17 protein-coding genes are annotated in these 21,269 nt (G+C 60.6%); 4 read left to right on the plus strand and 13 right to left on the minus strand.

All coding sequences use genetic code 11. The features are described 5' to 3' along the window. Window positions 1-94: 94 nt before the first annotated feature. Window positions 95-1,771 carry a dihydroxy-acid dehydratase gene (gene ilvD, locus HNQ65_RS17880; RefSeq protein ID WP_184341453.1) on the plus strand — a complete coding sequence of 559 codons (1,677 nt, stop codon included), beginning with the start codon at window positions 95-97 and terminating at the stop codon, window positions 1,769-1,771. Window positions 1,772-1,891: 120 nt separating this feature from the next. On the opposite strand, the gene pdxA is transcribed toward ilvD, so the two are convergent. From pdxA to deoC, 6 genes are all read right to left on the minus strand, one after another. After that, entirely contained in the window at window positions 1,892-2,887 is a 996-nt protein-coding gene (gene pdxA, locus HNQ65_RS17885; protein WP_184341455.1) for a 4-hydroxythreonine-4-phosphate dehydrogenase PdxA, read from the minus strand. 18 nt (window positions 2,888-2,905) lie between these two features. After that, the gene (locus HNQ65_RS17890; RefSeq protein WP_184341457.1) at window positions 2,906-3,745 is read right to left on the minus strand and encodes an alpha/beta hydrolase; all 840 of its coding nucleotides are present in this window, start codon (window positions 3,743-3,745) and stop codon (window positions 2,906-2,908) included. Window positions 3,746-4,077: 332 nt separating this feature from the next. After that, complete coding sequence (locus HNQ65_RS17895) at window positions 4,078-4,521, minus strand: hypothetical protein (RefSeq protein ID WP_184341459.1); 444 nt, start codon at window positions 4,519-4,521, stop codon at window positions 4,078-4,080. Continuing rightward, window positions 4,521-5,933 (minus strand): DUF1501 domain-containing protein, encoded by a 1,413-nt coding sequence (locus HNQ65_RS17900; RefSeq protein WP_184341461.1) that lies wholly within the window; start codon window positions 5,931-5,933, stop codon window positions 4,521-4,523. Before HNQ65_RS17900 ends, HNQ65_RS17895 begins: the two co-directional genes overlap by 1 nt. After that, complete coding sequence (locus HNQ65_RS17905) at window positions 5,930-8,893, minus strand: PSD1 and planctomycete cytochrome C domain-containing protein (protein ID WP_184341463.1); 2,964 nt, start codon at window positions 8,891-8,893, stop codon at window positions 5,930-5,932. The genes HNQ65_RS17900 and HNQ65_RS17905 overlap by 4 nt, the downstream gene beginning before the upstream one ends. 89 nt (window positions 8,894-8,982) lie before the next feature. Beyond that, window positions 8,983-9,765 carry a deoxyribose-phosphate aldolase gene (deoC, locus tag HNQ65_RS17910; RefSeq protein ID WP_184341465.1) on the minus strand — a complete coding sequence of 261 codons (783 nt, stop codon included), beginning with the start codon at window positions 9,763-9,765 and terminating at the stop codon, window positions 8,983-8,985. A 79-nt stretch (window positions 9,766-9,844) separates the two neighbouring features. Here deoC and HNQ65_RS17915 point away from each other — a divergent pair, with 79 nt between their 5' ends. After that, window positions 9,845-10,603, plus strand: coding sequence for a UTRA domain-containing protein (locus tag HNQ65_RS17915; RefSeq protein ID WP_184341467.1), 759 nt, complete (start codon window positions 9,845-9,847; stop codon window positions 10,601-10,603). A 79-nt stretch (window positions 10,604-10,682) separates the two neighbouring features. Here the strand turns inward: HNQ65_RS17915 and HNQ65_RS17920 are convergent, their stop codons facing one another. The 4 genes from HNQ65_RS17920 to HNQ65_RS17935 all read right to left on the minus strand — a co-directional run bounded on the left by HNQ65_RS17920 (window position 10,683) and on the right by HNQ65_RS17935 (window position 15,010). Then, window positions 10,683-11,594, minus strand: a complete 912-nt coding sequence (locus HNQ65_RS17920) for a sugar phosphate isomerase/epimerase family protein (RefSeq protein ID WP_184341469.1) — start codon at window positions 11,592-11,594, stop codon at window positions 10,683-10,685. Window positions 11,595-11,606: 12 nt separating this feature from the next. Continuing rightward, window positions 11,607-13,040, minus strand: coding sequence for a PhoPQ-activated protein PqaA family protein (locus HNQ65_RS17925; RefSeq protein WP_184341471.1), 1,434 nt, complete (start codon window positions 13,038-13,040; stop codon window positions 11,607-11,609). Between the two features lie 109 nt (window positions 13,041-13,149). Further along, window positions 13,150-13,755: a peroxiredoxin gene (locus HNQ65_RS17930; protein WP_184341473.1), complete on the minus strand. Its 606-nt coding sequence runs from the start codon at window positions 13,753-13,755 to the stop codon at window positions 13,150-13,152. Window positions 13,756-13,876: 121 nt separating this feature from the next. Further along, window positions 13,877-15,010, minus strand: coding sequence for an AAA family ATPase (locus tag HNQ65_RS17935; RefSeq protein ID WP_184341475.1), 1,134 nt, complete (start codon window positions 15,008-15,010; stop codon window positions 13,877-13,879). Between the two features lie 95 nt (window positions 15,011-15,105). Between HNQ65_RS17935 and HNQ65_RS17940 the strand changes: the two genes are divergently transcribed. Beyond that, on the plus strand, window positions 15,106-16,470 hold the full coding sequence (locus tag HNQ65_RS17940) for a Gfo/Idh/MocA family protein (protein WP_184341478.1): 1,365 nt from the start codon (window positions 15,106-15,108) through the stop codon (window positions 16,468-16,470). A 14-nt stretch (window positions 16,471-16,484) separates the two neighbouring features. Continuing rightward, window positions 16,485-17,351: a right-handed parallel beta-helix repeat-containing protein gene (locus HNQ65_RS17945; protein ID WP_184341480.1), complete on the plus strand. Its 867-nt coding sequence runs from the start codon at window positions 16,485-16,487 to the stop codon at window positions 17,349-17,351. A gap of 578 nt (window positions 17,352-17,929) precedes the next feature. Here HNQ65_RS17945 and HNQ65_RS17950 read toward each other — a convergent pair. The 3 genes from HNQ65_RS17950 to HNQ65_RS17960 form a co-directional block, all read right to left on the minus strand. Next, entirely contained in the window at window positions 17,930-18,805 is an 876-nt protein-coding gene (locus HNQ65_RS17950; RefSeq protein ID WP_184341482.1) for a leucine-rich repeat domain-containing protein, read from the minus strand. 48 nt (window positions 18,806-18,853) lie between these two features. Beyond that, complete coding sequence (locus HNQ65_RS17955) at window positions 18,854-20,293, minus strand: UTP--glucose-1-phosphate uridylyltransferase (protein ID WP_184341484.1); 1,440 nt, start codon at window positions 20,291-20,293, stop codon at window positions 18,854-18,856. A gap of 117 nt (window positions 20,294-20,410) precedes the next feature. Continuing rightward, window positions 20,411-21,172 carry a c-type cytochrome gene (locus tag HNQ65_RS17960; protein ID WP_184341486.1) on the minus strand — a complete coding sequence of 254 codons (762 nt, stop codon included), beginning with the start codon at window positions 21,170-21,172 and terminating at the stop codon, window positions 20,411-20,413. Window positions 21,173-21,269: the final 97 nt, after the last annotated feature.

A 21,269-nucleotide genomic window follows, 5' to 3' on the forward strand; every position in this document is an offset into this window, starting at 1 on the left:
ACATCTGATTAGTTAGCTCCCGGCCAGTACGTTCAACTGGTCGGGAGCTTTTGTTTTGGCGCGGCGCATCTTCCTGCCTAGCATCCGCGCACATATGACCGAACAACCTCTCAACTGGAACTCCAACAACCTCACCCACGGCTGGCAGCGCGGCGTCACCGCCTTTTTCTGGGGCCTGGGTTTCAAGCCGGAGGACTTTGACAAGCCCCAGATCGGCATCGGCACCCCGCTGCTCGACGGCAATATCTGCAACGTCCACGCCCACGAGCTCGCCCAGCTCATCGCCCAGGGCTGCAAAGATGCAGGCCTCATTGGGTTTCCCTTTGGCGTCTCGCCTGTCAGCGACAACATCACGCAGGGAAACATCGGCGGCGCTGCTTCACTCTGCTCTCGCAACATCATGGCCAATGGTGCTGAAATGATCTGCACCTCCCACTGCTACGATGCCCTCATCGGCCTGCATCATTGCGACAAAAACGGCCCCGCCTTCGCCATGGCGCTGGCCCGCACCAATTACCCCGGTCTCATCGTCAATGGCGGCAGCATCATGCCCGGCTGTCACAAAGGCCACTCCACCTCCATCCTCGATGTCTACGATGCCGCTGCCAAGGAGAAGCAGGGCACCATGAGCTACGAGGAGTCAGAGCAGATCATCCGCACCGCCTGCCCGGGCGCCGGTGGCTGCGGCATCGCCGCCTCTTTCAATACCTGGGGCATCGCCCTTGAGGCCATGGGCCTCAGCCTACCAGACACCTCCTCCATGCCTGCCATCGAAACAGGCAAGCGCGAGGAATGCCTCCGCGTCGGCAAGGCCGTCCGCCGCCTTCTGGAGATGAATCTCCGCCCTCGTGACATCATCACCAAGGCCTCCCTCACCAACGCCATGACTGCCATCTGCGCCATCGGTGGCTCCACCAATGGCGTCCTCCACATCCTCGCCGTCGCCCGCGAAGCCGGTGTGGACTTCACTCTGCGCGATGTCCAGGCCATCGGCCGCCGCACCCCCGTGCTGTGCAACTTCGCCCCCCGTGGCCGTGGCACCATGGTCGATCTCCACCGCCTCGGCGGCACCACCATGCTGCTCAGGCACATCATGAAAACAGGCCTGCTCGATGGCTCCTGCATCACCGTCACTGGCAAAACACTCGCGGAAAACCTCGCCGACGCTCCGGAAGTCCCCTTCCCCAACGAGCTCATCGCGCCCATCGCCGCCCCCTTCAAAGAGTTCGCCGATATCCAGGTCTGCTTTGGCAACATCGCCCCCGACGGCGTCGTCTTCAAAGTCTCCTCCCTGGACGAGCCCAAGTTCCGCGGCAAAGCCATCTGCTTCCACGACTCCAAAGGCGTCTCCGATGCCGCTGCAGAGGGCCGCATCCGGCCCGGCCACATCGTCGTCATCCGTGGCTGCGGTCCCGTGGCACTCGGCATGCCTGAAATGCACGTCGCCAGTGCCGCCCTCGCCGTGCCAGAGCTCTATGGTAAGGTCGCCCTGCTCTCAGACACCCGCGTCTCAGGCGTCTCTGGTGGTGCCGTGGGCGTGCATTGCAGTCCGGAAGCCGCAGTTGGTGGCCCCATTGCAGCCGTCCAAGACGGTGACGACATCGAATTCGACCTCCTCGCAGGCACCATTCACGTGCATGCCGATCTCGACTCCCGCCCTCGCACCATCCCCGCCGTCAGCCATCCCTTCGGCTACCTCGCCGACTTCGCCGCCACCGTCACCCAGGCCCACCAGGGCTGCGTCCCCCGCTGGGTCGCAGATCGGAAATAAACGCAGAGCCCAGCACATTTCCCCTCTCCCCACCGAGGGCTGGTATCTTCCAGGACATCCTATGGGGAGAGGCCGGGTGAGGGGACAAACAAAGCCCCCTGATCCGCCGCCGCCGGCTTCTTACCCCGCCATCTTCGCCGCCAGCAGCACCGCCTCCACCAGGCTGCGCCCGTTGGCCTTGCCCTGCCAGGCGATGTCACACGCCGTCCCGTGATCCACACTCGTGCGCGGCACCGGCAGTCCCAGCGTCGTGTTCACCGCCGTGTCAAAAGCCAGTGCCTTCAGCGGAATCAGCGCCTGGTCGTGGTACAGGCACACATACGCATCCACCACCCGCCGCTTCGAGGCGATGAAAGCCGTGTCCGGCGGCAGCGGTCCTTCCACCACATGCCCCTTCTGCCGTGCGGCCTCGATCGCAGGCTCGATGATCTTTTCTTCCTCACCACGCCCAAACAGCCCATGCTCCCCCGCGTGCGGATTCAACCCACACACCGCGATCCTCGGCTTCTTACCACGCACCCGCTTCACCGCATCCGCCGTCAGGTCGATCACGTCCTGAATTCGCTGAGATGTCAGCGCCGGCACCACATCCTGATAGCCGATGTGCACCGTCACCAGGCTGCAGATCATCTCTTCGGAGAAAAAGGTCATGCAGGAGCGCTCCGCCTCCATCTTCTCGGCAAACATCTCCGTGTGCCCGGGGTACTTGATCCCCGCCGCATGCAGCGCCTCCTTGTTCAGTGGAGCTGTCGCCACCGCAGCCACCTGTCCAGCCAGTGCTGCCTCGATGCTCTTCTCCACATAGCGATACCCCGCCGCCCCGGTCCTGGCGCTCACCGTGCCAGGATTAAAATCCTCCGCATCAAAGCCAAACACATCCAGCACCGCCGGTCCGTCGATGCTGCTGTACTTGTCCGCCCACTCGATCTCACTGATGATTCGCGCAGGAGCAGGCAGCCCCGTCTGCCGCGCACAGCGGGAGAGCAGTCTCGCATCTCCAAACACCACAGGTGTGGCTTGCTGGCACACCTCCTCGTTGGCTAGCAGTTGCAGGCAGATTTCGGGACCGACCCCTGCAGGGTCGCCCATGGTCACGGCGATGATCGGTTTTGGCATGAGAGCCCGCATTTTGGCTCAATGCAGCACCTTGTCGAGAAACTTGGACACGATCGCAGTGCGCTCATCATCATAGAATTCCGCGCCCCCATGCCTGCTCCCCGGCATCACGATCAGCGTCACCGGCAGTCCCAGCTCCCGGTAGCCCTTGGCCAGTTCGTCAGACTGCGGCGGCGGCATCTGCGGATCCGCATCTCCGTGGATCAGCATCAGCGACGGATCCTTCTTGTCCAGATGCGCCACGGGGCTCGCCAGCTTGGCCAGTTCAGGCTTCTTGTCCGGCGTATCCCCCAACAGCAGCTTCAGCGCGGGGATGCGGAATTCGCGGCCCTTCGGCGTGCTTTGGGAGAGGATGGTCATCAAATTCGATGCCCCGAAAAAGCTCACGATCCCCTGCACGTCGCTGCTCTGCTCTAGATTCTCTCCCACCGTCCCCTCCAGTTCCTTCACTCCATTCGTCACACCCACCAGCGCCGCCAGATGCCCGCCAGCAGATGAGCCGATGATCACAATCTTGTCCGCGTTGATGTGATACACACCCGCATTCGCACGCAGAAACCGGATCGCCGCCTTGATGTCATGCACCTGCGCAGGAAACACCGCCTGCGTGGACAGCCGGTAGTTCACGCTCGCGATCGCGTATCCCCGCTCCAGCAGGCTGCCAATCGGCACATCCTCCTTGCTGCCACCACGCCACGCACCCCCGTGCACATACACAATCAGCGGCGGCTTCTCCCCCTGCGGCCGGTGCAGATCCAGCTTCAGCGAAACATCCCCCACCCTCGCATACTCAATATCCGCCTGATTGTCGGCATAAGCTGCTGCCGCACATATCATCAAAAAGAAAATCCACTTCATGCAGCATCAACGTCCGTCTTGTTAGCAAACTCACAAGGATACTTGGCGCTGACGAGCTCCTCTCAATAAACCACGTCCTACATTTCCAAGACTCTCGCATTCACTCGTGTTCCAGCCCACAAAGAGACTGCTTGTTCCTATAACCTCAGCCAGCCCCAAAGGGGCTGCGTAATTCAGCCCAGGGGTGCCGAGCTTTAGCGAGTGCTCCCCTGGGTATGAGCAAACAAATAGGGAAGCAAACCCAGCGCCATCTTCCCCCACCGCGCCCTCCAGCAGCGTCTCACCGCCACGCCGCCACAGAACTATTGTGCCATCGCGCCAGCCCTTCTCTCTCACCCCTCAAACACCATCTGCTCCTCCGGCACCTCCAACTCAATCCTCGTCCCATACCCCAGACCCTCCGTCCACGGCAGCAGCAGCTCCAGCACATCCGGCTTCTGAAAGTGCAACGGCTTCGTATCCGGGTGCGGAAAATAAATCCACCCCTTCACCGGTCCCGCTCCCTCCCGATGCACCGTCACATCAAAGAACGAAAAATCCTCCGCCGCATCTTCCGGATGCCACTTCAGCGCGCGAAACGTGTGCCGCGGCTGCACCACACGGTAACTCTTCGGTGCGATGCTCACATTCAACGTACCCGGATAAAACGCGCTCAGATCCAGCCCCAGCGCCGCAAAATACGGCTGCTGCATCCGCAGTGTTCCACCTGGAAACTTCGGGTTCCCGTTCAGGCCCGAGGCCACGCGATGCCCCTGCACGATGGTGGCTGGAATCATCACGCGAGGATCTGCTTGATCACATGACAAGGCTCCACGCCCGTCAGTTTGAAATCCAGCCCCGCCTTGCTGAAAGTCAGCCGCTCATGGTCAATCCCGAGGCAGTGCAAAATCGTCGCCTGCAGGTCCGCCACATGCGTCTCGTCCTCGACAATATTGAAGCCCATCTCATCCGTGGCCCCAATCGTCACCCCTCCCTTGATGCCGCCACCGGCCATCCACATGGTGAATGCCTGCGGATGATGATCGCGCCCCAGGCTGCGCCCCAGCGACACACTGGCCTCCACCATCGGCGTGCGCCCAAACTCCCCGCCCCACACCACCAGGGTGCTGTCCAGCAGCCCGCGCTGCTTCAGGTCCTTGATCAGCGCCGCGCTCGCCTGGTCGGTGATGCCGCAGTTCTTCTTCACATTCCCCGCCACATCGCTGTGCGCATCCCAGCCTTCATTGTAGATGTTGATGAAGCGCACCCCGCGCTCCACCATCCGCCGCGCCAGCAGACACGCACGGGCAAACGACGGCACCTTCGGATCACAGCCATACATCTTCAGCGTCGCCTCATCCTCTTTCGAAAGATCCATCAGCTCCGGCGCAGAACTCTGCAGGCGGTACGCCATCTCATAATTCGCAATACGCGTGGCCGTCTCGCCATCGCCATCCAGTTTCAGACGCCGCTGGTTCATCGCATTGATCAGCTCGATCGTGTCCCGCTGCGTCCCCGCTTCAATGCCCTGCGGCGTGCTCACATTCAGAATCGGATCACCCGAATTGCGAAAGCGTGTCCCCGAATAAACACTCGGCAGAAACCCGCTGCTCCAGCACGCCGCCCCACCGCTGATCCCACTGCCCGTGCTCATCACCACAAAGCTCGGCAGATCCCGCGTCTCCGCCCCCAGGCCATACGTGATCCACGATCCCATGCTCGGCCGCCCCGGCTGCGAGAAACCGGTGTTCATGTAGATCTGCGCCGGCGCATGATTGAACTGCGTCGTGCGGCATGACTTCACAATCGCGATGTCGTCCACCACCGTCGCCAGATGCGGCAGCATCTCTGAAAGCTCCGCTCCGCACTGCCCATGTTTGGCAAACTTGTAGCGCGGCCCCAGCACCGCAGCATCAGGCCGGATGAAGGCATAACGCTGCCCGCCGATGATCGAAGGAGGCAGCGGTTTTCCTTCATACTTCGTCAGCATCGGCTTGTTATCGAACAACTCCAACTGCGAAGGCGCACCCGCCATGAACATGTGAATCACCGCCTTGGCCTTCGGCTGAAAATGCGTCGGCGCAGCAACGTTCGGACTTTGCGCCGCTCCGTAGGCCGACTCCGCCAGCAGCGATGCCAACGCAATCTTCCCCGTGCCGACGGCACAGTCCTGAAAGAAATGACGACGAGTAATATTCGAGGTGTTCATGGATGCGTAATGGCTTCGTCAAGGTTCAGGGCGGCACGGCTCACATCGGCCCACAGGGCTTCATCGCTCACTTTTCTCTCACGCTGCTTTTGCAGGAAGGCTTTGAACATCGCTAGCTCCTCCGTAGTCGCAGGCCGCGTCACCGCACGGCGGATGATGTTCTGCAGCCGCTCATCGTCCGTCTTGGACTCCACGATCACCTGCTTCGCCATCGCCTGCGCCGCCTCCATAAACATCTGGTCATTCAGCAGCGTCAGCGCCTGCAGCGGACTGTTGGAAACCTCGCGCTTCGCCAGGCAGGATTCCCCTGTGGGCGCATCAAACGTCGTGGCCATCGCAAACGGCGCGGTACGCTTGGTGAAGGTGTACAGGCTGCGGCGGAAGTGGTCTTCTCCTTCGCTGACCTTCCACTCCACCTTGCCGTAGGTGCCCTCAGAGGTCACGCTCGCTGGCTGCGGTGGGTACACTCCCGGCCCGCCCATCTTCAGAGAGAGCACACCCGCAGCCTTCAGCGCGGAGTCACGAATGATCTCAGCCTCCAGCCGGAAACGCGGCCCGCGCGCCAGCAGCACATTCTCAGCATCTTTCTGCGCCAGCTCCGGCGTGATCCGGCTTCCCTGCTTGTACGTCGCGCTCGTTACGATCAGCCGGTGCAGCTTCTTCATCGACCAGCCCTGCTTCACCAGCTCCACCGCCAGCCAGTCCAGCAGCTCCGGATGCGAGGGCGGATCGCTCTGATACCCAAAATCCTCCAGTGACTTCACGATCCCCCGTCCAAAGAACGCCTGCCACTGCCGGTTCACCGTCACACGCGCCGTCAGCGGATTCTCAGGCGCAAAAAGCCACTTCGCAAAAGTCAGCCTGTTGGCCGCCTCTCCCTTGGGCAGCGAAGGAAGAAAAGCTGGCACCGCCGGTGTCACCTCCTCCTTCGGCTGCAGGTATTCCCCACGGTGGTAGCGGTGCGTGCTGCGCGGATTGCTCGCAGGCCGTTCCTGCATCACCAGGGTGGCCTGACCACGCGCCGGATTCTTGCGCGCAGCCAGCAGCGGTGCCACCGCCTGCTTCATCTCATCGGCATTCTCCAAGAAGGCACGCAGCAGCAGTTCATGCTTGCTCTTGTCTCCAGAAGCCAGCGCCTCCTCCACCTCTGCCGGATACCCCATGGCCTCAGCGTGATCGCTCGTGGTCACAGAGATGCGAAAGTGCCCCAGCGGACAGGCAAAGTGCTTCTCAAACAGCAGCTTTAAATCCAGGCCGTTCGTCAGATCCACCGGCTGCTCAAAATGAAACACCGCCGCATGCTGCACACCATAGCCGCCCAGCACCTGCCAGCCGCTCGACATCTCACCATCCAGCGTGGCCTGCGCATTGTTCTTTTTCTTGGCTTTCGCGGCCGCCTTGGCTTTCGCTTTAGGATTCGCCGCTGCCGCATCATTGATCTTGTCGTCTTCATCCTCATTCGTGTCCTCCGCCCGAGCGATCTTCACACGCTGCCCGTTTTGCGAAGCCTGGAGCTCGCTCATGAAAAAGCCCCCGATCGGCCCCTCATAATTCGTCAGCCCCGGCCCGTTGTTCGGCAGGCTCGGATGCGACGTCACTTCAATGCGCAGCGCACGCACTCCCTTGATCGGTGCCTTGAAGCTCAGGTCATACACATCACTCTTTGAGATGTCACCGCTGCCCAAGATGAAGCCATCCGCCTGCTGCTCCAGGTGCGGCATCGTCGTCTCCATCTTGGTCGGCTTGATCACCTCCCACTTCGAGGCTCGGCGCGACTCCCCTTCCAGCCATCCGGCAAACCGGCTCTCCATCACAGTCTTCCCCCCAGGAAACTTGCCCGCCAGCTCAGACTCCAGCTTCGCCATTCTCGCCTGCTGCGCCTTTTGCTGCGCTTCCACTTCCGGCGTCGGGATAAAGTAAGTCGGCTCGTCGGCGTTGTTCAGCAGCGCCATCGTCCGATAAAAATCCGTGTGCAGAATCGGGTCGTACTTGTGCGTGTGGCACTGGCAGCAGTTCATCGTCAGCCCCATCCACGCCGTGCCGGTCACGCTCACACGATCCACCATCGCATAAAAACGATACTCATTCGGATCAATCCCCCCTTCCTCGTTCAGCATCGTGTTCCGGTGAAATCCCGTCGCGATCAGATCATCCGGCGTCGCCTTCGGCAGCATGTCGCCCGCCAGCTGCTTGATGCTGAACTGGTCAAACGGCATGTCCTCATTCAGAGCCCGCACCACCCAGTCCCGGTACGGCCAGATCGGCCGCGGCCGGTCCTTCTCAAATCCGTTCGTATCCGCATAGCGCGCCAGGTCCAGCCAGCGCCTTGCCCAGCGCTCGCCATACTGCTTGGACGCCAGCAGCGAATCCACCAGCTTGTCATACGCATCGGCAGACTGGTCATTCACAAACGCATCCGCCTCCTTCGGCGTGGGCGGCAGTCCGATGAGATCAAGATACACACGCCTTACCAGCGTGTACTTGTCCGCTTGCGCCGAAGGCTTCAGCCCTTCTTGCTTCAGCCTCGCTTGGATAAATGAATCAATCGGATGCATCCCCGGCATAGGCAGCGTCGCCTGCTTCGGCGGCACATACGCCCAGTGCGCTTCATAGTTTGCCCCTTCGGAAATCCACGCTTTGAGAATATTCTTAGCACTCTCTGGCAGCACCGTCTTCGTATGCGGCGGTGGCATCACTTCATCCTCATCCTTGGAAAAGACACGCTTGATCACCTCGCTCGCATCCGGCTTCCCCGGCACGATCGCCAGTTCGCCCGATTTCCCTTTGCCCGTTGCCGCCTCACGCAAATCCAGCCGCAGCTTCCCCTTCCGCCCCTGATCGTCCATCCCGTGGCATTTGAAACAATGCTGCGCCAGCACCGGGCGCACGTCACGGTTGAAATCCACCGCGAAGCCGGTGGCTGGCAGTCCTAGGCAAAGAATAAGGGCGCGGCTGGTCATTGCGAGTGGTTGGAGAACGCCATCAAAAGAGGGTTTCTGACCACAAGATACGCACAAGCAGGATCAGCCAAGCAAAAGCCAAGCCCGGATCAATATCCTCCCGCGCCGATCTTCCCTTGCAGCCCCTGCAGCGTGCCGTCTGCCTCCCGCTTGCGATACTCCTCCATCATCGCCACCGTGGCCGAGGCCCCGCAGCGCGATCCACCTAGGTCACGTACTTTGATGAGTCCCGCCAGATCGCGCACACCGCCCGCCGCCTTCACCTGTACCTTCGGGCTGCACGCGGCACGCATCAGCGCCAGATCATGCTCGGTCGCTCCCTTGTAGTTGTAGCTTCCATCCGCCTGCTTCACAAAGCCGTAGCCCGTGCTCGTCTTCACCCAGTCCGCACCCGCCTTCTCGCAGATCTCGCACAGCTTCCTCTTGAAATCATCGCTGCTCAGGCCCGCGCCGCCCTTGGTCAGGTAATCATTTTCCAAAATCACCTTCACCTTCGCGCCATGCTTGTGTGCCTCGTCACACACGGCCTTCACATCAGCCTCCACATAGCCCCAGTCACCGCCCATCGCCTTGCCCAGGTTCACCACCATGTCGATCTCCTTTGCCCCGTCCTTGCAGGCCAGCTCCGTCTCATAGCGCTTCGACTCCGTGGTGCTGTTTCCGTGGGGAAATCCGATCACGCATCCCACGATCACGTCGGAGCCCCTCAGCCACTCCACCGCCTGCTTCACCGCATACGGCTTGATGCACACCGAGGCCACCTGGTACTGCACAGCCTGTTTGCACCCGGCTTCCAGCTCCGCATCCGTCATCGTCGGATGCAGCAGGCTGTGGTCGATCATTTTGGCGAGTTCGGAGTAGCTATATTTCATGGTGTGGTAATTGGCTAAGCCAATCCCTAAATTGGCTTAGCCACTTGTCAAAGGACGTTTTCACCCCAGATTGCCCTCCGTGGCCAGACCGGCGTCATTTCATGAGCAGCTCATCGAAAAGCTGCGGAAGCTCCTCCGCAGCCGCCAGTTCGTGCCCGGGGCCAAATTCCTCACCGAGCGCGAGATCGCCGAGCGCTTCGGCACCAGCCGCCCCACCGCCAACAAAGCCCTCAGCAGCCTCGTCTCCACCGGCCTGCTGGAGTTCCGCCAGGGCGCGGGCACCTTCGTCCGCGAGAGCGTGCTGGACTACGATCTCCAGCGCCTCGTCAGCTTCACGGAGAAAGCCGCAGCAGCAGGAAAAAAGCCCGGCACCCAGGTCATCTCATTTCGCAAAATCACCGCCGCTGACGCACCCGCCTCCGTCGTGCAGGCATTGAAGCTGCAGCCCTCCGATCCGCTCTTCTACATCGAGCGCATCCGCCTCGCCGACGGCCAGCCCGTCATCTACGAGCGTCGGCACGTCATCGCCCGCCTCTGCACCGGCATGACCAAGACCACCGCCGCAGGCTCACTATACGCCTTCTGGACAAAGAAGTGCCGCCTCTCCATCTCCGGTGCCGATGAGTCCATCCGCGCCGTAAACGCCACCACCCCGCAGGCAGCCGCACTCGGCATCCCCACACACACCGCCTGCCTCCTCGTCATCGCCACCGGCTTCCTCGCAGACACCTCCCCACTCTGGCACGAGGAAACCTTCTACCGCAGCGACGTCTATGAATTCCGCAACCAGCTCGGCGGCCTCTCCGCCCCCAAGCCCGCTCAGGGCCGCATTCGCTAAGTAGCGGGCAAGCGACCAACGCACCTAGTGGGGCCGCTCCTCCGCACGAGCAATGTGACAGGCTTTACGAGAACAGGCTCTAATCTCCACGCATCCCCGCAAAGGTCTTCTCCACGCCCTCCAGGCTCTGCTTGTGCGCATTGACTGCATCCAGGGTATGCGGAGTTCCTTTTTCGACGGCTTGCTCGAGCACAAGGTGTGGCTTGAGGTTGTGCTTCTGCAGCCACGAGGCGAGCCGGTCATAGTCGATGTCGCCTTTGCCTGTGAAGACCTCTGTCCAGACGCCGCCGCTGGACTGCCGGAGATGCAGCTCGACAATACGGCTGCCATAGTGCTCCAAGGCATCAAAGAGCGCGACCTCGGAGTTGCCGCAGCCACGAAAGACCCAGTGTGCGTCCAGGCAGAATTTCACATGCTCAGGATTCGTCGCCGTCAGCATGTGGTGGTACTCGCGGGCGCCATGTCGCAGTTCCACATCATGATTATGGTACGCCAGCGTCAGACCAAGCCTGCGAAGCTCCTCGCCCAGCCGGTCCAGCGCCTGCGCCTGGGTGATGAGCTGCGCATCACTCTTTCCGTCCTGCACGCCCTGCTTGAGCGGGGATGGATTGGTCACGATCACCTTGCAGCCGATCTCCGCAGCACCACGGGCGATTCTGAGCACACTTTCGATGTTCTGCGCGTTTTGCGCCTCATCGTGCAAAGTGCTGCCCACATAGAGGGAGCGCATTTCCAGTCCGTGGGCTTTCAGACGTGCTCCAAGCCCCTCAAACTCCTCCACCCTGCCGATGGCAGGCTCGTACCCCGTGATGCCGCTCGAGGCGATGGCGGCCAGGGATTCATCGGTGTGCAGTGGGAATGCCCGGCCGTCGCGCTTCGCAAACGTGCCCCATGGATAGGTGTTGGTGGCGATGTGCAGCTTTGCTGCCGCCGATGCACGGGCAGTCATGGACAGGGCGGCAGCAGCGTGTAGGAAATGGCGGCGGTTCATGGCAGTACAAACTTATGGGAGACGGATCTCAGGACTCGAAACCGTCAGCGTGCTCCCGCTTTCCTCCTGCGCGTGCACCGTGATCACATCCAGCGTCTTCACCTCTCCCTCGATCGTGACCTCAGCGCTGTAGGTATCAGCACCATCTTCTTTCAGCGGCGCTGAGGTCCACGCATCAAACTCCATCGCAATCGAGTAATCCGGATGCCGGTTCACCGACCACCACACGCTGTTCTGCTGCGGCTCGCTCCCATCCGGAAACACCACCTTCACCATCAGCTTGTGCGCGGCCTTGTCCCACTGCGTGCTCACCTTCGGCGGAGCCACCATGTGCCTTGTGCCAAAGAAGTGATGCAGCGCAAAAGCACGCAGATTCTCATCCACCTCCGGCATGCCTCCCACCGATTTCACAAAACCCGCCTCCTTCGCACCGCCATGCTGCCCTCCCGGAACAATCAAAACCGGCAGCTGCGGAAACTGCCTGCCTAGCTCCACAAGCCCCGGGCTCACATTGTCATTCGATCCCTGGTTGTAAAAGATCTCCGTGCCACGCTTCTTCAGCACGTCCAGGTAATTCGTCGTCCGACATGCCTCCCACGCCGCATTGCACGCCGTCTTCATCTCCGCATCGCTCCACCCCGCATCACGCGCCATCTTCACCGTGATCCGCTCATCCGATCTCGCCTTCTGCCGGATCAGCATTTTCTCACGCCCAACTGGGTCAGACATCTTCGCGATGAATTCCTCATTCATCTTCGTGATCTCCTCCGCCAGCATGCCCTCCACATAGGGGCCGCCGGGACTCTCGATCACCGGCGCCACCACCGGCATGATGGCAGTCACCCGCTCATCCGCGATCCCAGCCGCCGCCGTCGCCACTCCGCGCTTCGAGCCTCCCGTCGCCAGCACCTTCTTCGGTTGAAACACCTCCTTCTCCGCCACCGCCGCTGTCAGCGCACGCATGTCGCTGATACCCCAGATCCACGCAGGCGTGTAGCGCGTGTCCTTCGTCTGGATGAAATGCTCCTCCATCATCAGGTGCAGCTTACCCACCGGCTCCATGTCATTGATCGGCACCATCCCGATGAGCACGATGCCCACCCCATTCTCCTTCAGCAGCCGCAGCTTGGCCCCAGCCACCGCCGCAGGCTTCATTTGCAGGCCCGTGTTCTCGATGATCACATTCGTGCACACGCCTGTCGCAGGCGCAAGAAACGTCACCGGCAGCCTCACCTTTAGCCCCGGCCACCACTCACACACCGTGATCTCCACCAGCTTCTGCCGTATCGCCGCATCCTTCGGATTCGCATGCCAGTCCATGATCACCTTCGTCTCCAGGTTCCCCGTGTCCCTGATCGAGGCCATGTCATACTTCCCGATGGTGATCTCCCCGGAAGCCGGAGCCAGGGTGAAAAGAAATGAGGCAAAAAGAATGGCGCGCTGCATGCCTCACAGTACGACCACCGCAGCCACGTTCTGCCATCCTTGCAGCCTAAAATGAAAACAGCCTTGCGGAGATCATCCGCAAGGCTGCAAAAATCAGCGGTCAGTCACCTCAGCCGTTGACCACCGAGGCCACATTGCCCACGATGTCCTTGCCCGGCTTCAGCGTTTTGGCACCGGGGGTCCACTTCGCGGGGCAGGCCTCGCTCGGGTTCGCCATCAGGTGCACGTTGGCTTCCATCTTGCGCACCAGTTCACCGGCGTCGCGGCCCACGTTGTAAAAGTTCACCTCGGAGGAGACGAGCTTGCCTTCCGGGTTGATGATGAAGGTGCCGCGCAGCGCCAGGCCTGTGCCGCTGTCATACACGCCAAAGAGGCGGCTCACCGCGCCCGTCGTGTCGGCAGCCAGCGTGTACTTCACATTCTTCATCAGGCCTTCCGTGTTGCGCCACACCATGTGGGCAAACTTCGTGTCCGTGGACACCGCCACCACATGCGCACCCAGTGCAGCCAGCTTCTCCTGCTGGTCGGCCAGGTCAGCCAGTTCGGTGGGGCACACAAAGGTGAAGTCCGCCGGGTAAAACACCAGGACGGCCCACTTGCCAGCCTTCTTGATGTCGGCCAGTGAGACCTTGCCGAAATCACCGTGCGAAGGCTCATAAGTTTCCATTTCGAAATCGGGGACGATAGAGCCGACTGAGACGAGGGTTGTTTCCATGAATATGCGTGTGTTGTGGGGTTGCAGGCGCGTTTGATTACGCCGGGACCGCGACCTTTGCCGCCCAAAAAGTCCCGGGTCAAACGCAAAGGCGGCCTCCTTGCTCCTCCCCGCCCTCGATTCATTCCACGGTGAAGCCGATCGACCGATCATGCTTGGCCACTCGTTCGGTGTTTTGCACATCTTTGAAATGGTAAAGCTCCGCCAGTGAGTAACTGCGTTTTTCAGACAGCTCGACCCCAAGCCTCTTGGCAAGCTCCGAGGCCTGCCCCCACTCCAGGAGATCAAACTCACGGAAAAACCTCTGCCTGCCAGGTCTCAACACGGCTTCATCCAGATCCTTGACCTCGCTGTTGATGGTGCAGACGAGATGCGCTTGAACAATGTCGCCTACAAAACCGTCGGTGAAATTCAGAAGACTGGAGGCAAGACCGTCACGATACCCCCGCCTGTCTAATAGCAGTTGCTCGGCATCCTCCAGCACCAGGACCAAAACGGCTTCTTTAAATCGTTTCCGCTCTTTGGCGAGGAACTCGGACATCTGCACCTGAAGCAGCCCGAAAGCATCGACCGGCAGGTAGTAAAACCGATACGTTCCCCCCAGGGTGTAAATCAGATGCCTCAAAAAGGAGGTCTTGCCCGTCCCTGGCTTGCCACGCAAAATCGAAAGACCGCTCTGTCTCAGACCATGCGTGAAACGCGCTGCCCAATCCGCACAATCAATCCCGTAGTGCAGATTCAGCATTTCATCTGACAAAGCATACTCTGGCTTCAGTGGGATGCGCTTTGGCCTGTTGATGTCTCTCACCATGAAAAAGCCTGGGGCTTCATCGCTAGCCGTGAAATGTTTTTGCAGCATCAAAGCGTCTTCCGCTGCCCGCTTGGGAGTATCTGCTGTCACGGTCAGCGTAAATTCCTTATCAGCGTCTTTGGCACCGTAGCCGTTGCCTGATTTCTTCATAAACAGCCAGAATGACATTTCCGCACGACGGAAAAGCAGCATCGTCCAGCCTGCTCTCAAGCCCTTTCCATCTGGATTCGGTTCCAGCTCTTGCGCGCTTCGCACCAAGTCGGCGGAGTATTGCTCGACGATTGCATCCACATCAAATTCCGCCCCAAAACGGCATCGATGCAATGTCCGGTCTCGAAAATGCCTCTCGATGAAAGATTCCGTCGTCTCCTTTTCATAGATGTTTTCGATCAGGATTGGGCCGCGTTTAGCGCGTTCGCCTTGAGAATTGGGAGAGACAGACATGAATTGCTTCCATGATTATGCACACTTGCTAGGCTTTTGAAATCTCTGCTCCGCACAATGTAAAATCTCCCCCCACTTGGTCCGTTCACCTCCTCATGCCCTCCCACCCCCGCCGCCACTTCCTCAAGACAACCGCCCTCGCTTCTCTCGCAGGCCCCAACATCCTCCGCGCCGCCGACACCAAGCAAAAGATCCGCGTCGCCTGCGTCGGCATCGGCAACATGGGCAATGGCGCGGTGCAGGCATCCCAGGGCGAAGAAATTGTCGCCTTCTGCGATGTGGATTGGCGCGATCTCGGCGGCCGCAGCGCCTTCGAGCAGGCCAAAAAGCATCCGACCGTCCCCAAGTTCACCGACTTCCGAGAGATGCTCGACAAAAAGGGCTCTGACATCGACGCCGTCCTCATCTCCACCCCGGATCACACCCACTTCGCCGCAGCCATGGCCGCCATGCAGGCAAAGAAGCACGTCTTTGTGCAGAAGCCTCTCGCCCACAATATCTGGCAGGTGCGCACCCTGCAAAAAGCCGCCAAAAAATACGGCGTGCAGACCGTCATGGGCAATCAAGGCCACTGCTGGGAGGGCATCCGCCTCGTCAAAGAATGGTTTGAAGCCGGTGTCCTCGGCGAGGTGCGCGAGGTCCACTGCTGGACCGACCGCCCCATCAGCAAAGTCGGCTTTTTGAAGCAGTTCCCCACCCAGATCCCTGCCGGCGAACCCATCCCCAAAGACGTGGACTGGAATCTCTGGCAAGGCCCCGTTGCCGATGCCGAATACAATTCACAGTACATGCCGCAGTTTTGGCGCGGCTGGTGGAACTACGGCTGCGGCGGCCTCGGCGACATCGGCTGCCATTGCCTCGATGCCCCCTTCTGGACCCTGCAGCTCGGCATGCCCGAGAAAGTCGAGGTCGTCCAGCAGCAGCCCGCCGACTTCAAAGGCTATACCGCACCCCAGTCCCACATCATCTTCCACTTCGCCGCACGCGGCACCATGCCTCCCGTTCAGATCCACTGGTATGAGGGCGGCCTCCTCCCCGAGGCCTTGCCTGGCATGACCAAAGGTCTCCCAGATAACGGCATGATCATGAAAGGCAGCAAGGAGACCCTCTTCTCCGAAGGCATGCGCGTTCAAAGCCCCCAGCTCTGGCCCCGCGAGCGCATGACGCCCATCATCGACATCCTCCGTCGCAAGCCCCTCCCCCGCTCCGTCGCTGGCGAGCCCATTGGCGAGCTCTTCGCTGCCATTCGCGGCACCATCCCTCATGCTGGCTCCCACTTCGACTACGCCTGCCCCCTTACGGAACTCGTCAGCACTGGCGTGCTTGCCATCCGCTCCGGCAAAACCATCGAATGGGACTCCGAAAACATGAAGGTCAAAAACGCCCCCGAATTCGACGCCTGGATCAAAGAACCCGTCCGCGAAGGCTGGAGCTATGGCGAAGACCTCTGGAAGGCTTAAACAAGCACACACTCATGCACCGCCTCTTTATCTTTCTTGCCCTCGCCTTCACCGCTCACGCCCAGGAAATCCGCCGTACCCCTCTCACCCTCACGCAAGGCGGCACGCCTGAAAAGCCCGCCGTCTACGACGGTCATGGCATGATCATCGACCTCGGCATCGACGTCACCTCCCACGACTGGGACAAGCAGGGCGACCTCTGGACCTCCCGAGGCCCCTTCGAAAAACACCCGCCCGTCGATGACGTACAGCGCGCCGCACTCTTCATCGAGGAGGTCCCCATCCGCATTGTGCGGGATCGTGCCGCCGAGCAGAAGAGCGGCGAAAAAGGCAAAGTCATCTTCGCAGCAGCAGAGACGCTTCAACCCGGCCAGATGGCCTTCAAAGCCGACGGCTCCATCTGCTTCCGCTGGCCCGCAGGTAAAACTCCCGGCTCATCCAAAATCTTCCTGCCGCCACCCGGACTGGCCAGCGGCGTCAACATCGCCTGCTCCTACATCACCATCAAAAACATCACCGCAATCCACGCCGCCAACGACGGCTTCAACATCCACGGCCCCCGCGTCGGCATCCGCCTGGAAAACGTCAAAGCCTTCTCCAATGGCGATGAAGGCATCAGCGCCCACGAAACAGTGCAGATGGACGTCTTCGATTCCGAGATCGCCTGGAACGGCTCCAATGCAGGCGGCGTCGCCGACGTCAACGACTGCATCACCACCTACACCAATTGCGAGGTCCATCACAATCTCGGAGCAGGCTTCTTCCTCGAAGGCAAATCCCACCGGATCACCCACTGCCTCATCCACCACCAGTCACAGGACATCGTCGTGCGCGGAGATGCAGTGGTTGAGCAAAAAGACAACGAATGGCGCAAGCCTTAGCCCTGCGGTTCATCAAATAACGCACCAGCGTCTTGGACTGCGGTGGCAGAGATGCAAGGCGCAAGCCTGCATCGACGACACCGCTTTCGCAGGGTCATGAATTTCCGCATGACTCCAACCTTCCTTCCTTTCAGCCATCTGATACCACGATGCGACGAAAACGGGTCTGATGACGAAGGCATGAGCCGACTGAGGGGGGCATCTGGATCCCCACACCTGCAACGCGTTTATGGAGGAAGCGGCAACACTGGGCGATGCCGAGAGTATGGGTCCCACTCCATTCAGAGCGCCGCCAGTCCACAGATGAGCACCCTTTTAAGACGTGCTTGATATGACAAGCTTTTCGAGAGCTTGGCTAAACAACGGAGCTACCCACTGCCGCACCCGCACTTCTCAGCCCCAAAGGGGCGGCATAATAGAGCCCAGGGCAAGCGAGCCTAAGCGAGCGCCGCCCTGGGTTATGCCAGTCTGATCGGAAAGCAAACCCACAGCTCTCTTCACATCACGCCGCCCACCAGCAGCGTCCTCAACGCGCTCCGCCACACGCATGCGCCTTCGCGCACACCCATCATCCCCCCTCACAGCCTCAGCTTCTTCACCAGCAGCGCTTCCTTCTCCTCCGCGCTCATCTCCTTCCACTCCACCTTGCACTCCGGCAGCGCCGCCTTCACCGCCTCCACATCTGCCGCAGAAATATCCACCGTCTCAAACTTCAGCCTCTTCAGCTTCGGCAATCCCTTGAGCTGCGGAATGATCTTCGCGCTCAGCCTCGCCTCCGTCAGTTCCAGAGACTCCAGCGTCTTCAGCTTTCCCACCACCTCCATCGTCGTCTCATCAAAGCTCACCGGCGTATCCTTCCCCCACTCCGGCAGCCGCTGTCCCAGCCGCAGCGACGTCAGGTTTGTCAGCTTCACCAGCGCCGCATTCCCCGCCTGAGTCTGCGCCGTGTGCCACGTGCGGAATTCCTTGATCTGTGTCAGCTGGCCTATCGCCTCCATCGCCACATCCCCCGCTGTCGATCCTGCAAAGGTCAGCCTCTCCAGCTTCGGCAGCGCCTTCAGCTCCGCCAAACCGCTCCCCGTAAAATCCTTCGAGCGAAACGCCGGATGAAAAAACGCCAGCGACTTCAGCTTCTGAAACGCCGCAAAGTGCTTGTACCCCGCGTCCGTCAGCTGGATGCCGTCCGTACTCAGCATCTCCAGCTCCTTCAGCCCTGTCAGCAGCGCCATCGTCTCATCCGTGATCGTCTTCCCGCTGAGGCTCAGATTCTTGATCGTCACAAAGTTCCCCAGCGTCCGGAAATCATCCGCTGTAAACGCATCACAATTCACCTGCACCTGCGTCACCACTCCTCCCGCTTCCGTCACCTTCGCCCCCAGCTTCTGCAGCGCCGCCACATCAGCCGCGCAAAGACCACCGCAAAGCAAACCGAATATCACCAGGAAGAGTTTCATACTCCCATCTCAAATCATAAATCAAAAATCGTAAATCATAAATTGGCCTCATCCACCCACGCTGATCGGCCCCTCATGCACGCCCGCATGCAGCTTCACCGCCGCCTGCGTGTGGTTGTGGATCACCACATCGCCCTTGAAGACCACATCGGCTCCGCATTCCACCGGCCCATGCACCAGCAGGCTGCGGCAGTGCAGCAGACTCGGTGTGTTCGGGAAGTTCTGCTCCAGCCCGTCCACCAGCTTGCACAGCTTCTGGTCCAGATGCAGATGCGGCGGCTGGCCGTTGCGGCTCGGATGCAGCCTCAGGCAAAAATCCTCCGTCAGCTCATACGCATCGGAGCGCACTGCCAGCAGATCGCTCGTCGTCTTCACCGGCGCAAACCGCACCCGTGAAACCTCAATAGCTCCCGCCCCTTCAAAGCACTCGATCGCCGCCCCCATCGCCGTTTCCAGCTGCACCACCGCAGGCGAGCTGCCATCACGCGGGTCCACCGTCTTCTTGTTCATGATCGGCGGCAGCGGGATCAGCCCGTCATTCGCCTCCAGCGCCGCCTTCAGCGCCTGCAGGTCGATCCACAGGTTGTTCGTGTTGAAATACCGGTGCTCGTCGATGTTCTGAAAGAGATGCTCGTCAGACTTCGGGCATTGCGCCGACTCACGCAGCAGATACCGCCCGTCGCTCAGCCGCACCGCCAGGTGCCCGCCCTTTTTGTCAGACTCCGTCCTGCGCGTCACCTCCATCGCAAACGGCATCCCGCTGTCCGCAAACCACGCCAAAATCGCCGGGTCCAGCGTCGCCCCCAGATTGTCCGAATTCGACACAAACGCATACCTCACCCCGCTGCTTAGCAGACGCTCCAGCCAGCCAGATCCTGCCAGGCACGCATAGATGTCCCCATGCCCCGGCGGGCACCACTCTGCATCCGGGCTCGCAGGCCATGTCGCAGGCTCCAGGCTGCTCGCCAGCACCTTCGGCACCTTGTTCTGCATCAGCTCCCACGTCTCAGTCCCACCCAGTTGCGGAAAGCGCTTCGCCAGATGCGCCGCTGTATCCGCCGAGGTGCTGAAGCTGTTCATCAGCATAAACATCGGCACCTCGCCACCGGTCTTCGACCGCAGCAGCAGGATCTGTCTCGCGATCAAATCCAAAAACGTGTCCTCTCCCCGCACCGGCAGCAGCGACTTCGCCTTCTCCAGCCCCATGCCCGTGCCCAGCCCGCCGTTCAGCTTGATCAGCACTGTCTGCTTCAGCAGCTCCGCCGCACGTTCCGCGCTCGGCGCTTTCAGATCATCCGCTCGCGGCAGTTCCTGCGCTGGTTTGATTGTCGTCTCAGGGATCATCCCCGTCTCCCCCGCCAGCAGCGCCGCATAGCTGCCCCGAAAAGCACGTATCGCGGATTCACTCAGGCCCTCGGCCTGCATCTTCTCACGAAATGGGGCAAACGCTGCTTCAAGGCTCTCTGGAGTAAGGTTGGAATGACTCATGCGCCTAAACGCTAAAGTTAACCATCTGCCGAGGCAAACAAACATTCATAAGACATCTCGCAATCTCCCCAACTGACAGCCTCCCTGTCACCCCATCTGATTGTCTCATACTCCCCATCACAGCACCGGCACCGACGGCAGCCGGATGCTCAGCAGATACGCGATGATATCCCACCGCTGCTCCGCCGAGAGCGTCCCCTCAAAACTCACCATCGGCGTCCCGTTCAGCCCCGTGGCCAGCACCCGGAAAAGATCCCCCGCCCCATCTCCACAGCGGGGATGCGGCTGCCTCAGGTCCGCAGGTGCCGCCGGCAGCCCCCAGATGTCCTTCAGCCCCACGGCCGCAGCCCCCTTGCCATCCGCCTTCTCGCCATGGCACGCCATGCAGTTCGCCATGAAAAGCTTCTTCCCCGCCTCCGCACGCGTCTTCAGCACCTCCGGCTTTTGAAGCCACTCCGGCTCGGCCGGAAACGTCAGCGCAGGCGCATAGTTCTCCTCCTTCTTCCACCGGCGGGAAAACGACTTCACATACACGATCACCGCCTCCATCTCGTCCGCCTGCAGATGGCTGAAAATCCCCATCGCCGTCCCGCTCAGCCCGTGCGTGATCGTCCGCCTCAGGTCATCATCCGTCGGCAGCTTGCCATACGGCGTCGTGCGGAATTTAAACATCCCCTCCCGGAACGACCTCGGCTTCGGCTTCAGCGTCGGGCTCATCTCCCCATTGCCATCTCCGCGCTGCCCATGGCACACCACGCAGTTCCGCTCATACACAAACTTCCCCTGCATGTACAGGTTGAAGTCCAGCGGCACAGGCTGGTCCGCTGTCGCCAGGGTCGGCACCAGAGCCAGAAAAACAAAGATGCATCGGAAATACATGTTCACCCTTTCCATATCGCTCTTTGCACGCCGGAAACCACACCATGATTGCCATTTCCTGCGCCTGTCCTGCCTTTAAAGGCAGCTTGCGTCACCG

Origin of the sequence: Prosthecobacter vanneervenii (genome assembly GCF_014203095.1) — a bacterium.
Classification (GTDB): Bacteria; Verrucomicrobiota; Verrucomicrobiia; order Verrucomicrobiales; family Verrucomicrobiaceae; genus Prosthecobacter; species Prosthecobacter vanneervenii.

Bases quoted from the DNA above. Each gene is read 5' to 3' on its own strand.
- pdxA (WP_184341455.1), bottom strand. From the start codon at position 2,887: ATGCCAAAACCGATCATCGCCGTGACCATGGGCGACCCTGCAGGGGTC.
- HNQ65_RS17900 (WP_184341461.1), bottom strand. From the start codon at position 5,933: ATGAACACCTCGAATATTACTCGTCGTCATTTCTTTCAGGACTGTGCC.
- HNQ65_RS17895 (WP_184341459.1), bottom strand. From the start codon at position 4,521: ATGATTCCAGCCACCATCGTGCAGGGGCATCGCGTGGCCTCGGGCCTG.
- HNQ65_RS17935 (WP_184341475.1), bottom strand. From the start codon at position 15,010: ATGTCTGTCTCTCCCAATTCTCAAGGCGAACGCGCTAAACGCGGCCCA.
- HNQ65_RS17890 (WP_184341457.1), bottom strand. From the start codon at position 3,745: ATGAAGTGGATTTTCTTTTTGATGATATGTGCGGCAGCAGCTTATGCC.
- HNQ65_RS17920 (WP_184341469.1), bottom strand. From the start codon at position 11,594: ATGAACCGCCGCCATTTCCTACACGCTGCTGCCGCCCTGTCCATGACT.
- HNQ65_RS17960 (WP_184341486.1), bottom strand. From the start codon at position 21,172: ATGTATTTCCGATGCATCTTTGTTTTTCTGGCTCTGGTGCCGACCCTG.
- HNQ65_RS17925 (WP_184341471.1), bottom strand. From the start codon at position 13,040: ATGCAGCGCGCCATTCTTTTTGCCTCATTTCTTTTCACCCTGGCTCCG.
- HNQ65_RS17905 (WP_184341463.1), bottom strand. From the start codon at position 8,893: ATGACCAGCCGCGCCCTTATTCTTTGCCTAGGACTGCCAGCCACCGGC.
- deoC (WP_184341465.1), bottom strand. From the start codon at position 9,765: ATGAAATATAGCTACTCCGAACTCGCCAAAATGATCGACCACAGCCTG.
- HNQ65_RS17945 (WP_184341480.1), top strand. From the start codon at position 16,485: ATGCACCGCCTCTTTATCTTTCTTGCCCTCGCCTTCACCGCTCACGCC.
- HNQ65_RS17940 (WP_184341478.1), top strand. From the start codon at position 15,106: ATGCCCTCCCACCCCCGCCGCCACTTCCTCAAGACAACCGCCCTCGCT.
- HNQ65_RS17955 (WP_184341484.1), bottom strand. From the start codon at position 20,293: ATGAGTCATTCCAACCTTACTCCAGAGAGCCTTGAAGCAGCGTTTGCC.
- HNQ65_RS17930 (WP_184341473.1), bottom strand. From the start codon at position 13,755: ATGGAAACAACCCTCGTCTCAGTCGGCTCTATCGTCCCCGATTTCGAA.
- HNQ65_RS17950 (WP_184341482.1), bottom strand. From the start codon at position 18,805: ATGAAACTCTTCCTGGTGATATTCGGTTTGCTTTGCGGTGGTCTTTGC.
- ilvD (WP_184341453.1), top strand. From the start codon at position 95: ATGACCGAACAACCTCTCAACTGGAACTCCAACAACCTCACCCACGGC.